At 63.7% G+C, this 12,241-nt stretch carries 15 protein-coding genes; 8 read left to right on the top strand and 7 right to left on the bottom strand.

Annotated elements, in window-relative coordinates:
- Positions 1 to 20 precede the first annotated feature (20 nt).
- Positions 21 to 659, bottom strand: coding sequence for a hypothetical protein (locus tag RHP72_RS01060; RefSeq protein WP_003945395.1), 639 nt, complete (start codon positions 657 to 659; stop codon positions 21 to 23).
- 139 nt (positions 660 to 798) lie between these two features.
- Here RHP72_RS01060 and RHP72_RS01055 point away from each other — a divergent pair, with 139 nt between their 5' ends.
- From RHP72_RS01055 to RHP72_RS01035, 5 genes are all read left to right on the top strand, one after another.
- The gene (locus RHP72_RS01055) at positions 799 to 1,578 is read left to right on the top strand and encodes a DUF2470 domain-containing protein (RefSeq protein WP_003945406.1); all 780 of its coding nucleotides are present in this window, start codon (positions 799 to 801) and stop codon (positions 1,576 to 1,578) included.
- 10 nt (positions 1,579 to 1,588) lie between these two features.
- Entirely contained in the window at positions 1,589 to 2,410 is an 822-nt protein-coding gene (locus tag RHP72_RS01050; RefSeq protein ID WP_058227346.1) for a CPBP family intramembrane glutamic endopeptidase, read from the top strand.
- A 160-nt stretch (positions 2,411 to 2,570) separates the two neighbouring features.
- Complete coding sequence (locus RHP72_RS01045) at positions 2,571 to 3,806, top strand: LCP family protein (RefSeq protein ID WP_174519508.1); 1,236 nt, start codon at positions 2,571 to 2,573, stop codon at positions 3,804 to 3,806.
- A 99-nt stretch (positions 3,807 to 3,905) separates the two neighbouring features.
- Positions 3,906 to 4,376: a hypothetical protein gene (locus RHP72_RS01040; protein ID WP_007736008.1), complete on the top strand. Its 471-nt coding sequence runs from the start codon at positions 3,906 to 3,908 to the stop codon at positions 4,374 to 4,376.
- Between the two features lie 37 nt (positions 4,377 to 4,413).
- Positions 4,414 to 4,959, top strand: a complete 546-nt coding sequence (locus tag RHP72_RS01035) for a ferritin (protein WP_003944176.1) — start codon at positions 4,414 to 4,416, stop codon at positions 4,957 to 4,959.
- Between the two features lie 11 nt (positions 4,960 to 4,970).
- Here the strand turns inward: RHP72_RS01035 and RHP72_RS01030 are convergent, their stop codons facing one another.
- The gene (locus RHP72_RS01030) at positions 4,971 to 5,912 is read right to left on the bottom strand and encodes a cytochrome c oxidase assembly protein (RefSeq protein WP_007736006.1); all 942 of its coding nucleotides are present in this window, start codon (positions 5,910 to 5,912) and stop codon (positions 4,971 to 4,973) included.
- Positions 5,913 to 6,038: 126 nt separating this feature from the next.
- Between RHP72_RS01030 and RHP72_RS01025 the strand changes: the two genes are divergently transcribed.
- On the top strand, positions 6,039 to 6,683 hold the full coding sequence (locus RHP72_RS01025) for a DsbA family protein (RefSeq protein WP_311094213.1): 645 nt from the start codon (positions 6,039 to 6,041) through the stop codon (positions 6,681 to 6,683).
- On the opposite strand, the gene RHP72_RS01020 is transcribed toward RHP72_RS01025, so the two are convergent.
- From RHP72_RS01020 to RHP72_RS01010, 3 genes are read right to left on the bottom strand one after another with little or no spacing between them, the layout of a single operon-like run.
- Positions 6,684 to 7,631, bottom strand: coding sequence for a M56 family metallopeptidase (locus tag RHP72_RS01020; RefSeq protein WP_003944128.1), 948 nt, complete (start codon positions 7,629 to 7,631; stop codon positions 6,684 to 6,686). It lies immediately after the preceding gene.
- On the bottom strand, positions 7,628 to 7,987 hold the full coding sequence (locus RHP72_RS01015) for a BlaI/MecI/CopY family transcriptional regulator (protein WP_063315268.1): 360 nt from the start codon (positions 7,985 to 7,987) through the stop codon (positions 7,628 to 7,630). The genes RHP72_RS01020 and RHP72_RS01015 overlap by 4 nt, the downstream gene beginning before the upstream one ends.
- 28 nt (positions 7,988 to 8,015) lie before the next feature.
- The gene (locus tag RHP72_RS01010) at positions 8,016 to 8,645 is read right to left on the bottom strand and encodes a M23 family metallopeptidase (protein WP_047272743.1); all 630 of its coding nucleotides are present in this window, start codon (positions 8,643 to 8,645) and stop codon (positions 8,016 to 8,018) included.
- 179 nt (positions 8,646 to 8,824) lie between these two features.
- On the opposite strand from RHP72_RS01010, the gene RHP72_RS01005 reads away from it, so the two are divergent.
- Positions 8,825 to 9,751: a cation diffusion facilitator family transporter gene (locus RHP72_RS01005; RefSeq protein ID WP_311094212.1), complete on the top strand. Its 927-nt coding sequence runs from the start codon at positions 8,825 to 8,827 to the stop codon at positions 9,749 to 9,751.
- 154 nt (positions 9,752 to 9,905) lie between these two features.
- Positions 9,906 to 10,451 carry a ferritin gene (locus tag RHP72_RS01000; protein WP_030535839.1) on the top strand — a complete coding sequence of 182 codons (546 nt, stop codon included), beginning with the start codon at positions 9,906 to 9,908 and terminating at the stop codon, positions 10,449 to 10,451.
- On the opposite strand, the gene RHP72_RS00995 is transcribed toward RHP72_RS01000, so the two are convergent.
- Positions 10,448 to 11,266 carry an alpha/beta fold hydrolase gene (locus RHP72_RS00995; protein WP_003944129.1) on the bottom strand — a complete coding sequence of 273 codons (819 nt, stop codon included), beginning with the start codon at positions 11,264 to 11,266 and terminating at the stop codon, positions 10,448 to 10,450. The genes RHP72_RS01000 and RHP72_RS00995 overlap by 4 nt on opposite strands.
- A gap of 53 nt (positions 11,267 to 11,319) precedes the next feature.
- Positions 11,320 to 12,234: a DUF5926 family protein gene (locus RHP72_RS00990; protein ID WP_311094211.1), complete on the bottom strand. Its 915-nt coding sequence runs from the start codon at positions 12,232 to 12,234 to the stop codon at positions 11,320 to 11,322.
- Positions 12,235 to 12,241 lie beyond the last annotated feature (7 nt).

The raw sequence follows: 12,241 nt of genomic DNA, 5'->3' as shown, positions 1-12,241 counted from the left end.
TACGCACCGACCCACGCCGGTCACTGCAAACCCGCGGCACGCAAAGCCGTTTCCACCGCAGGCAGATCCGCGACCTCGATCGTGAGCAGCACCTCACGCATGGCCGACGCGGCTTCGGGGATCAGCGCGGCAAGTTTTTCCGGCTTCGGATCGACCATCGCGGCGCGCACGTCGTCGCCGCGCAGTGCAGCGACGGTGCCACACAGCAGGGCGATCACCTCGTCGCCGTCGGCCGCGCGGGCTACGAAACCGACGGACTCGTGCGCGAGTACCGCCAGGAAATCAGCCACTTCGGTGGGCGTAAGACCGGCGGCGAGTCCGGGGATCCGGCCACCTTCGCACAGACGCAGCGCCGCTTCGGCGGGTGTCAGATCCTCTTCGCCGCCGTCGACGTACACAGCGAGCGGAGCGGGCAGGCGCAGCGCGATCGCGTCGTCGATCTGGTCGGTGGTGACGTCGACGTCGAATCGGACGGCCTCGTACGACGCTTCCGTGTCCGCACGCAGTTCTTCCGGATCGATATCGAGACGGACGACAACCCGGCCTGCTGCTTCGCCACCGATCAGAGCCGACGCCGGAACAACCGGGAGAAAGAGTGCTTCGAGGAGTCCGCGCGAGTTTCTCGGGGCGGGCAGCCCGAGTGAGAGAGGAATGGCCACAGACAAACCGTAACCCCGGCGCAGGCGGCGGATTCCACGCGAGTTGCGCAAAAGTCTTGCGATTCACACCGAAGCGCCTTAGGTTAGGGTTACCTCATCATCCGATGGAGTTCGAGAGAACACCCGCCAAGGGGGCAGCATGGCAACGAAGACCAGCACCGGCCCGTCCACCGCCGAACGCGTCCGCAGCGCCTGTGTGCGCGCACAAGACGCAGTTCTCGCCATCGAAGGCAGCGATCCCACCGTCACGTCGGTGCATCACCTGCGTTCGAACGGTGACGTCGTCGTTGCAGTCCCACATGCCTCCGCTGCTGCGGCTCTGGCCTGGAACTCCGGCGGCGGCGGCCTGCCTGCCGTCCTCGAGATCACCGATCACGCACCACTGCGTCTGCGTGAGCCCGTGCGCTCCCTCGTGTGGCTTCGCGGCTCGTTACACGCCGTGCCCGACTACGAGGCACGCGTTCTCGCCGACGACGTCGCATCCGAACATCCCCACCCGGGGCTCCTCGACATCGGCCACACCTCGGTCCTCCTTCGCTTGAGCCTGGCCTCGGCTGTAGTCGCTGATTCAACGGGGGCAGAACCCGTCGCCGTGGACGAGTTGCTGAACGCCAGCCCCGATCCCTTCTGGGAAATGGAGACCGCATGGCTGCAGCATCTCGACGAAGACCACCGCGACCTCGTGGACCTGCTCGTGCGCAAGCTTCCCCCGTACATGCGCACCGGACGCGTTCGCCCACTCGGCATCGACCGCTACGGACTTCGCCTGCGGGTCGAGGATCACACCGGTGACCGCGACGTGTGGATGCCGTTCGCCAACCCCGTCGACGACGCTCCCGCGCTGAGCCGCGCCATCCGCATGCTGGTCGGGTGCCCTTTCCTCAACGGCCTCCGATCAGGCGGCGCATCAAACGGCTAGCGTTGCGCGGGTGAATGCCCGCGAAACCGTCCGCACGTGGTTACGGCCGCCGACTCCCGTCCCGGCCGGCCCGGCCCTCGATCCGACCGCCAGACGCGGAGTCTGGATCGAGATCACCATCGTTCTGCTGGTCACGTTCGGACTCAGCGGATTGTCCGGGATCCTCTCGCTCGCCGAATCCCTGGCGACGCCGGTTGCGCTCTCGGATCAGACGGTTGCACTCAACCCGTCGCGGGCCGCCATCGACTGGATCGACCTGGCACGCCAATTGCTGGGCGTCGCAAAGCTTCTCGCGTGGGCAGCGCTGGGACTCTATCTACTGTGGCGTTCGGGGATCGGTCCACGTGCTGCGGGACTGACCCCCAAGCCTCGATTCGGGCGCGACATAGCACCGGGATTCGGCCTCGCCGCTGTGATCGGTCTCCCCGGTCTGCTGTTCTATCTCGTGGCTCAGGCACTGAGCATCAACCTCACCGTCCAGGCCAGTGCGCTCGACGATCACTGGTGGCGGGTGCCGATCCTCGTACTGTCCGCGATCGCGAACTCCGGTGCCGAAGAGGTGCTGGTCGTCGCCTACCTGATCACTCGCCTCCGAACGCTGGGTTGGAGCGAGAACAAATCACTGCTCGCGTCGTCACTCCTGCGCGGCAGTTACCACCTCTATCAGGGGTTCGGTGGCGGCGTCGGAAACGTGATCATGGGGCTCGTGTTCGGCCGGTACTGGCAGCGCACCGGGAAACTCTGGCCGCTGGTCATCGCCCACGCTCTCATCGACATGGTGGCGTTCATCGGTTACGCCCTCCTGCGCGATCACGTCTCCTGGCTGCCGTGACCGGTACCGTGAACTGGTGACCGGCGACTCCGAATATCCTCAGCGCCCTCCGCGGCGCCAGCCGCCAGGGCCACCTCCGCGTGGACCGATGCCTCCGAGGCAGAACCCTCCACGCCAGAATCCACCCCGTCAGGGCCCACCCCCGCAGCGGCGTCCACCGATGCCGCCGGAAGGGCCGACGGTCATTCGCCGCGACGGACGCCCGCAGCAGCAGAATCCGGCCAATCAGGCCTGGTCACAGGTCCCACCACAAGCGCCGCAGCAGCCCAGGCGTGAGGACTGGGCGCCGACCCAGCGCCCGCAACCGTTTCAGGACGACCCGCGCAGGCAGGGGCCGCCGCGTCAGGATCCGCAGCGCCAGGCGAAGTACGCGCCCGCACCGCCGCGCCGAACCCCGCCGAACGCCCCGCCGCGCCCTCCAGAACCTCCGAAGCAGCGCCGCCCCCGCAAGCGTCGTAGCTGGGGTAGACGTATCGGCATCACGTTGTTGGTCTTGCTGCTCGCGCTGGCCGGCGCGATCTACTACGTCGACAGTTCGCTCAATCGAATCGACGCGCTGCCCGACTACGCGGGACGCGTCGCCGATACTCCGGGCACGAACTGGCTGATCGTCGGGTCCGACAGTCGTGAGGGGCTCACCCCAGAGCAGGAGCAAGCCCTTGCGACGGGCGGCGACACCGGTCCCAAGCGCACTGACACGGTCATCTTGGTCCACGTCCCCAAAAGTGGGAAGACGACCATGGTCAGCATCCCTCGCGATTCGTACGTTCCGATTCCCGGCTACGGCTCCGACAAGATCAACGCCGCCTTCGCCTTCGGTGGCGCTCCATTGCTCGTGCAGACCGTCGAAGAGGCAACGGGGCTTCGCATCGACCACTACGCCGAGATCGGATTCAGCGGGTTCGCCGGCATCGTCGACGCCGTCGGTGGCGTCAACGTGTGCCTGGCACAGCCGATCGACGATCCGCTGGCCGGGATCAACCTCCCCGCCGGATGCCAGGACTTGAAGGGTTCGGACGCACTCGGGTTCGTGCGAACTCGCGCGACGGCGCTCGCCGACCTCGACCGCATGAACAACCAGCGCCAGTTCATGTCGGCGTTGCTGTCGAAGGCGACGAGTCCGACCACGTTCCTCAATCCGTTCCGGTTGTGGCCACTCGTCTCGGATACCGCCAAGTCTCTACAGGTCGACGAAGGCGATCACATCTGGAATCTGGCCTCACTCGCCTGGGCGCTTCGCGGCGGGATGACCACCACGACGGTTCCGGTCGCCGGTTTCGAGGACGTGGACGGGTCGGGCAACGTGTTGTTGTGGGACAAGGCGCGCGCTTCGCAGTTCTTCGACGCCCTGGCCAACGATCAGCAGATTCCACAGGATCTGATCACGACGGGGTAATTGCCCTGAGTTCCGGTAGTACCGCGGGAGGACAGGCCCGGCGAACAAATCGCTTTCCGGCAGGACGCGGAACGGCCCGCCGAAAAATACCGTGAAGGTATGAACACAACACACCGCCGATTCCGCACTCTCGCCGTCGTTGCCGCCGCCGTCGGAGCTGCTGCACTCGTGACGTCCTGCTCCGGAACCTTCGAGAAGTTCGACGACTCCAAGGCGTACAAGAAAACCGAAACCTTCTCTTTTGCACAAGCATCCAACGGAATCGACACACTGCCGAGTTGGGTTCCCGCCGGCGCGACGGGTATCGACGAGGTCATCCGCACCACCGGCAACGAACGCATCCTGCGAATGACTGCGAACATCGCGGAGATAGATCACAACAGCTGCATCGCACGACCCACCGTCGAAACTCGTCCCGCATCGTTGTCCGCACAGTGGTGGCCGACGGGGGTCGAGAAGGGCAGTTCTTTGCAGTGCGGCGATTGGTACGTCGGCGAAAAGGACTCGTTCGTCTACGGGTACCGACCGGAAACTGTCGGCTTCGTCATCGATCAGCTCGACAAGAAGTAGCTCCCTCTCAGCGGCGACGACCCAGTAACCTGTTGGGATGACACAGGCGAAGAACTCGAGCGAATTCACCACTCTGCTGCGTCAGCAGATCCGTAACGAGTTCACTGCATCGCAGCAGTACATCGCGGTAGCGGTGTACTTCGATGCACACGATCTTCCGCAGATGGCCGCGCGCTTCTACAGCCAGGCCACCGAGGAACGCGGTCACGCGATGATGATGATCCAGTACCTGCTCGACAACGACCTCGACGTGGACGTTCCGGGCATCGACGACGTCGTGACGAAGTTCGACAGTGTCCGGGCTCCGGTCGAGTTGGCACTCGAGCAGGAGAAGACGGTCACGGAGCAGATCACGCAGCTGGCACGCACCGCGCGCGATACCGGCGACTACCTGGGCGAGCAGTTCATGCAGTGGTTCCTCAAGGAACAGGTCGAGGAAGTGGCAAGCATGACAACACTTCTCACCATCGTCGACCGCGCCGGCGACAACCTGTTCCACCTCGAAACGTTTGTCGCACGCGAGATGAACACCCCGGCCGCTGCCGACGCAATGGCGCCGACGCCCGCCGGCGGCGGCGTCTGAGGGCCACCGGCCTACCGAGTCTCAGGCCGCTCGGCGGCGTTCAGTGATCTGAGGAAATTGTTGTACGCCTCAAGATCACTGTCGCCGTCGATCTCGGCGCGGCGGTCCAGGTCGGCATTCATCCGTTTGTCGTCGCGGTTCCAGCGCATCGCGAAGATCACGACCACCACCAGCGCGACGGGCTCTCCGTACGACCACGCGAGGGCGCCCGCCAGCTGCTGATCCTGCATCACGTCCACGCCCCACTCCGGAGGCGGATCCACGAACGTGGTCAGCAGCGGCTTTGTCGCCATCATGAGTACGACGCCGATGAACACGTGCAGCGGCATCTCCACGAACAGGTCGAAACACCGGCCGAGGTAGCTCTGTCGCACCGGCAGTGGGCCGGTGGCGAGCACCGGCATGATGAAGAGCAGACCGCTGGCGAGAAAGAAGATCTCGAGAAAGACGTGTCCAGCCGGTAACGCCGAGACGGTGTCGAAGATCGGCGACAGGTAGATCCCGTAGTAGCTGAACAGAAATACCGGGATCGTGAACCCGGGGTGCAGCATCCACCGCGCCGGACGGCTGCGCAATGCCGAGAGGGCAAGCGCGAGAATGCCTTTTCCTATTCCTCGGTGCGGCGTCGAACGTAGTAGCAGCAGTCCCGGCGAGCCCAGTACCCAGAGCGGCGGGATCGCCATCGAGAGCGTCAGGTGTTGGAACATCCAGACGCTGAAGAGTTCGTAGCCGTAGCTCTCGACCTTCAGTCCGGTCACCGCGATCAGCAGCAGGCACCCACCGAGGAAACACGCTGTCCGATGCCACGGCCATGGTCGCCCACTCGCGCGAACTCGCTGAGCGCCAGTCCAATACCAGAGTGCAAGAACAACTCCCAGGGCAGGAAGAAGCGGGAGGGATGAGGTATCCCACTCCAGCATCTGCCCGATCGACGGCGGCGGCGTGTCATTCACGAACGCTTCACCGGCGGGTCCTCCTTCGTCTCCATGCGGGTACCGTCGACTCTACACCTAACTACTATGTTGGATAGTATTTAGGAATTCGACGGAAGGTACAGGTGCACAGCAGTGTCCAGAAGCATGAAGATATCCGCCGCCCTGATCGCGGTGTTCGCGGTAGCACTGATCACGTTCATCACCGTCGATCCGATTCGGGCAGACAACGAGAACGCCAATCGGGCAGCACAATCCACCGCCGTCCTCACCGACGACGCGTACCGATTGACCTCGGCCGCCGACGGCAAGGTGAACCTGGTCGAGTTCCTCGACTTCGAATGCGAAGCCTGCCTCGCGCTGTACCCGACGATGGAGCGGATCAGAGCGGAGTACGAGGATCGAATCACGTTCGGCATCAGATACTTTCCGATTCCGAGTCACACCAACAGCACTCTCGCGGCGCAGGTCGTCGAATCCGCATCTCGCCAGGGCAAATTCGTCGAGATGTACAAGCGAATGTACGAGACGCAGTCGCAGTGGGGTGAATCCGCCGAATCACAGGAGGCGCTGTTCCGTTCCTACGCACAAGATCTCGGACTTGACATGGCCCGATTCGACTCCGACCTCGGCGGCCGCGGCGTCCGCGAGCGGGTCGAGCGCGACTTCGAAGAAGGCCGACGCCTCGGCGTCCAAGGTACTCCGACGCTGTTCCTCAACGACGTGAAGCTGGACCAGATGCCGAGCTACGAGCAGTTGAAAGCCCAGATCGATTCGGCCTTGGGAGAATGATCAGGTCAGAACAGCGCAGATCCCCGCAGAGACGGCCACCGTCACGGCTGCGGCAACAGCCGTCGTGACAGCGGCCGGCGCACAGGCCGCCACCGCGCAGGTCAGTCGCCGAGGCGACGCCACGTCGCCGTCGACCAGGGAACTCAATCGCACCGCGGTCGCGCTGCCGCGATCGCTCAAGCTCCAGTCCGGCTGAGGAAGCGGCGATTTCGACACCACGGCAAGGGCGGAACGCACCGCAGCCGGGCTGGTGACGCGAGCGGCGTGTCTGTCCGCCGACAGTTCGACGATCGCGCCGACGGCAGCGGGTGCCGCCGCGAACAACGGCACTCGCGGAAGAACAGCGGCCAAGACTTCGCACGCACCGACAATTCGGTGATGACCGCCGCTCAGGTGTGCACGCTCGTGCGCGAGGACAGCATCCCGCTCGCCTCCACTGAGAGCGGATGACAAGCCTTGCGTCGCAACAACAAATCCAGGCTTTCCGGCGACGCTGTACGCCATAGGCAGCGGATGATCCAGCCACAACACGTCGGACTCCGAGTTGTCGCGGCGCGCGACGATCGAGAGAACATCACGATGGAAATCTCGGACCCTCGCGTGCTCACGTGCCTGCTTGCGGCCGGCCAGCACGATCCGAACGGCGATCACACCCACCACAGCAACGGCTGTGCCGGTGATCAGTTCACCCACCCATGAACTCGTGCCGTGCGCGAAGGCGCTGAAACACCGAGCGATACCGTCGACCAGCCCCTCGACCGGCGCGTGGCTCGGCCACACCAGAACCAAGACCGCGGAGAGAGCGAGATACAGAGCCGACGCCATGCTGCCGAGCCACGCCGCGAGCAGCACCGCCGGTGACAACGCCGAGGAAACGGCTCGCAACACTCTCGGAACCAGGAATCCCACGAGCATCGCACCGAGAAACATCGGCAACGCCAATGTCATTGCACACCTTCCCCGGAAAGACCCCGGCGCAGGGCCTCGTTCTCGGCATCTGTCATGGTCTTGGCGAAGTGCAACAGCACGGCAGCGGAATCGGAACTGCTGTCCAACAATTCGCGCAGCGCTCTGGATGTGGCCTCTTCACGGCTGCGACTCGGCCGATAGAAGTAGGCGCGACTCTTCTTCTCACGACTCACCCAGCCCTTGTCAAAGAGATGCGTCACGACGGTCAGGATCGTGGTGTACGCAAGTTGTCGACGCTCACCCAGGATCTCGACCAGATCCTTGACCGAGAGCGCGTCGTCGGACTGCCAGAGCACATCCATGACCTCGGCTTCGAGTCCGCCCAGCCCCTGCATTGCTCCTCCATCGCGTCGTGACAGAACTTCAGTCGCCCGTGGTCTTCTCCCCGAACGACACGCCCCGGGAATTCAGGTACGCGAGCGGATCGGTCTTCTGTCCGTCAGATTGCCACACCTCGTAGTGCAGGTGTGGTCCTGTCGATTGTCCACGATTGCCCACGGTCGCGATCAACTCACCCGCCCGCACCTTCTGACCCGCAACCACGAGCGCCTCGTTGATGTGTCCGTAGACGCCGACGGTCCCGTCGTCCTGCTGGATGCGGACCCAGAGCCCGAATCCCGCGGCGGGACCGGATTCGAGCACCACACCGTCGGTCGCCGACACGATGGGCGTTCCGATCGCGTTCGCGATGTCGAGACCGTAGTGGGTGGTTCCCCACCGTGGACCGAAGTTGGACGTCATCGTCCCGCTGACGGGGGCCATCACCTGTGGCTTTTCGGCCTCGTACACCAGCGCCGCTCGCTCGGATTCGAGTTGTCGCGTCTTGCCGAGTTGTTCGGCTATTCCGGCAAGATCCGTCGACCGGACAAGGTCGAGGATCTCCGGCGCCGACACCGCAGATACATCCTCGACTACAACCGACGGCGGCGACGCGTGCCCGATGGAAGTGCCGGACGCGAGGATTGCACCCGTCGCCACGGAAACCGCGGCCATGCGCCCGCCGGGTCTGATCGGCTCGGATTTTCGATGTCTTCCCACTTCTCGGTCCTCGCGTCGATGACAAATGAAGGTCTACGCCGCCACCTTACAACTATGTTGCATAGTTTTTAAGACATGCACTATTGCGCATATATGCATATGTGTCTAGGCTGGCGTCGACGAAAGGACCTTCGATGTCACACGGACACGGGCACGGAATCTCCCCCGCCGAGGCTGCGACCAGCAACAGCGGCAAGCATGTCAACAAACTGTGGATCGCCGCCGGCCTCGGGTTGGTGACCTTCGTGCTGCAGGTGACGGTCGGCCTCTTCACCTCGTCACTGGCCCTGCTCTCGGACTCGGCGCACGTGTTCACAGACATCTTCGGCATCTTCATGGCGCTCGCCGCGATCCTCGTCGCACAGCGTGCCGCCCGGCGCCCCGACCGTACTTTCGGCATGTACCGCACGGAAGTGTTTGCGGCACTGGCCAATGCGATCCTGCTCTTCGCAGTCGCCGGGTGGGTGCTTTACGAGGCCGCCAGCCGCTTCACGGATCCGCCCGAGGTTCCCGGCCTTCCCGTCGCGACAGTCGCCGTCGTCGGTCTGGCGATGAACGTCATCGCCTTCCTCATGCTGCGCAGCGGCGCGAAGGAAAGCATCAACATACGCGGCGCCTACCTCGAAGTCATGGCGGACATGGTCGGGTCCGTCGGCGTCCTGGTCAGCGGCTTGGTCACGCTTGCGTTCGGTTGGCGCTACGCCGACCCCGTGATCGGCGTCGCGATCGGCCTCTTCGTCTTGCCACGTGCCTTCAACCTGGGCCGCCACGCCGTTCGCATCCTCCTCCAGCAGGCTCCCGACCGCATCGACGTCACCTCGATCATCGAGAAGATCAACGCTCTGCCGGGAGTCGTCGACGCGCACGATCTGCACGTCTGGACACTCACCTCGGGGATGGAAGTTGCTTCCGTTCACGTCACCGCGGTCAGTGACGCCGATCCCACAACGGTGCTCGCAGCAACCCGAACCTTGCTTGCCGAGGAATTCGAACTGGGGCACGCCACCGTACAGGTGGAACTACAGGGAAGCGACGGTAAATGCGCGGAACTCGCCTGGTGAAATGGACATTCCTAAATGAAACATTCGAATTCACCGGGCTCGATAACCTCACCGAATTCGAAGAAAAATTAGGTCTTCTTTAGTTTGGGAACGCTTACCACAATAAGGTCATACTGGGATGACAGGGCCTCTGACCTGCACTATCTTGGAATTCATGACTTCTGGGGAGACTCACATGACCAAATTCCACGCACTACTCCGAGACCAGATTCGCAACGAGTTCAACGCTTCGCATCAGTACATCGCGACAGCGGTTTACTTCGACAATGCGGATCTGCCACAGCTGGCAAAGCACTTCTACAAGCAGGCTGTGGAAGAGCGTAACCACGCCATGATGATCGTTCAGTATTTCCTCGATCGCGACATCAATGTCGAACTCACCGGCGTCGACGCCGCGAAGGCCGACTTCAAGGATGCCCGCGAGCCCATCGCTCTCGCGCTGACGCAGGAGAAGACGGTCACCGAGCAAATCGTCCAGCTCGCGAGCACTGCCCGCGAAGAAGGCGACTACCTCGGCGAGCAGTTCATGCAGTGGTTCCTCAAGGAGCAGGTCGAGGAAGTTGCAAGCATGACAACACTTCTCACCATCGCGGACCGCGCAGGCGCCAACCTGTTCGACCTCGAAGACTTCGTGTCCCGCGAGATGAGCACCGTCGGTGACACCACCGGTGCACCGAGCGCAGCCGGCGGAACCATCTAGCCTGCAGCACTCACGGATTTTGCCCTCGAGCCGAACGGTTCGCTTCCTGCCAGCAGGATCGAACTGATCAGCTCGGGGGCATCTGTCATCGGTACGTGCCCAAGGCCGGGCAAAACCATCAACTTTGCCTGCGGGAACGGCTTTTTCACGCGCTGCGCCTGATACACGGGCAGGATGAGATCGCGTCGACCCCACGCAACCGTCACCGGCACAGTGGGATCCACGATGGGCGGCAGCACGAAGTCCATCTCGAGACCGAGATCGACGAGTTCGTTCGACACGAGCGAACGGCAGTCGGCCAACGCCGCTGCATAACCGACATGACTCGGATGAGCGAAGAACGCGGCGAGCGCCGGATAGCGAATCAGCTTGTACCGCAATGCGCGTGGCAATCCGTCACCCATGAGCTTGGCCGTGCCGCGCAGTGCACGGAACGTGTTGATCGCTCGCACCTGATCGAGGTGATTGACAAAGAACCCGGCCGGCGAAAGAGCTGTCGCCGACGCGACATCTCCGCGCGCTGCCAGCGAGAGGGCAATCCAGCCGCCGAGGGAGTTTCCCGCGACGTGGGCACGCTCCCCCGCCGGCGTCACTTCCTTGACGAACTCACTGACATCGTCGATCAGCTGTCCCATGACGTCCGGACCGAGTTCGGGCAGCAGCGACTCTCCGTGACCCGGCAGGTCGACGGTGACGACGCGGCGGTACGGCGTCAGCTGGTCCAAAAGCGAATCCCACGCCTGCCGTCGATGGACGATGCCATGGACGAGCACAAGCGTGGGACCACTACCGGAGATGTCATGCGACAAGGTCATGTCACCAACATTAACCGTAACTTCGCGTAACGCCTATAGTTCGGGCGAAAAAATCAGCGCAGCGTGACCTGACGACCACGAAGTCCGTCGCGCGAGCGAAGCTCGGCCGAGGTCAGCGGAGCATCGACGGCCAGAGCCTCGGCAAGACGCTCACCGAGCTCGACGGTTGCCGCTACCCACTCGTTTGCATGCTTTTCGCGGTCGAGGTCGAAGACGGGAACCAACAGGCCGTGGGTGCGGAACGAGCCTGCGTAGCGCGAGCCCTCACCCAGATGCAGTCCACCGGTCGCGTGCACGCGCGCCAGCGCGAGCATCAGGTCGTCTTCGCTCTCGGGACGAACCCAACGCAGGTGCGCCTTCTCGCCGGCGTCGACCCACCACGCGGCAACGAGGCCGTCGCCTTCGAGGCGTGCAGAGGGCATGATCGCCGAGTTGGCGTGCTGCACGGTGGCGGCAACCTCGGGATCGGTTTCGACGCCCTCGGGGATCCACCAGTTGAAGTTCTGGTGCACGGTGATGTCGAGCAGTGCCGAGGGATCGACGACAGCGGTGACAGCGGGGGTCTCGGAATCGGGGTTCGCGGCAGAAAGCGCGTCGCCGGGGGCCGCGTCCTTGATCCAGTTCACCGAAGCGGCGAGGTCTGCGCCGAGGTCGGCCGAGTGCGCCTGAACCTGGACACCGACAAATCCAATGGCCGTCTCGCCCTCGTCGCGGACGAGTGCGGCAACAGCGCCGGGGAGGACCGTTGCCAACGTGACGGGACGGTCGGAGCCGATGACCGGCAACGGAGCCGTGGCGGACGGAACGAATTCACGCAGCGCGACCAGATCGCACTCGGCGGCAAGGCCCTCGAACGGGCGGCTGACTACGCCGGCAGCGGCTTCACGCTCTGCTTGGCGTGCCGCCAGCTTCTCTGCGCGTGCGCTGCCCTGCTTCGGTCCACTGTTTCTTTTGCTCTTCTTGGCCACGAGGGCA

Origin of the sequence: Rhodococcus sp. SG20037 (genome assembly GCF_031763325.1) — a bacterium.
GTDB lineage: Bacteria > Actinomycetota > Actinomycetes > Mycobacteriales > Mycobacteriaceae > Rhodococcus_F > Rhodococcus_F qingshengii.
This window is presented reverse-complemented; position numbering and strand designations above follow the sequence as displayed.

Coding starts and splice junctions, on each gene's coding strand:
- RHP72_RS01055 (WP_003945406.1), top strand. CDS start 799: ATGGCAACGAAGACCAGCACCGGCCCGTCCACCGCCGAACGCGTCCGC.
- RHP72_RS01045 (WP_174519508.1), top strand. CDS start 2,571: ATGCCGCCGGAAGGGCCGACGGTCATTCGCCGCGACGGACGCCCGCAG.
- RHP72_RS01040 (WP_007736008.1), top strand. CDS start 3,906: ATGAACACAACACACCGCCGATTCCGCACTCTCGCCGTCGTTGCCGCC.
- RHP72_RS01035 (WP_003944176.1), top strand. CDS start 4,414: ATGACACAGGCGAAGAACTCGAGCGAATTCACCACTCTGCTGCGTCAG.
- RHP72_RS01025 (WP_311094213.1), top strand. CDS start 6,039: ATGAAGATATCCGCCGCCCTGATCGCGGTGTTCGCGGTAGCACTGATC.
- RHP72_RS01020 (WP_003944128.1), bottom strand. CDS start 7,631: ATGACATTGGCGTTGCCGATGTTTCTCGGTGCGATGCTCGTGGGATTC.
- RHP72_RS01015 (WP_063315268.1), bottom strand. CDS start 7,987: ATGCAGGGGCTGGGCGGACTCGAAGCCGAGGTCATGGATGTGCTCTGG.
- RHP72_RS01010 (WP_047272743.1), bottom strand. CDS start 8,645: ATGGCCGCGGTTTCCGTGGCGACGGGTGCAATCCTCGCGTCCGGCACT.
- RHP72_RS01005 (WP_311094212.1), top strand. CDS start 8,825: ATGTCACACGGACACGGGCACGGAATCTCCCCCGCCGAGGCTGCGACC.
- RHP72_RS01000 (WP_030535839.1), top strand. CDS start 9,906: ATGACTTCTGGGGAGACTCACATGACCAAATTCCACGCACTACTCCGA.
- RHP72_RS00995 (WP_003944129.1), bottom strand. CDS start 11,266: ATGACCTTGTCGCATGACATCTCCGGTAGTGGTCCCACGCTTGTGCTC.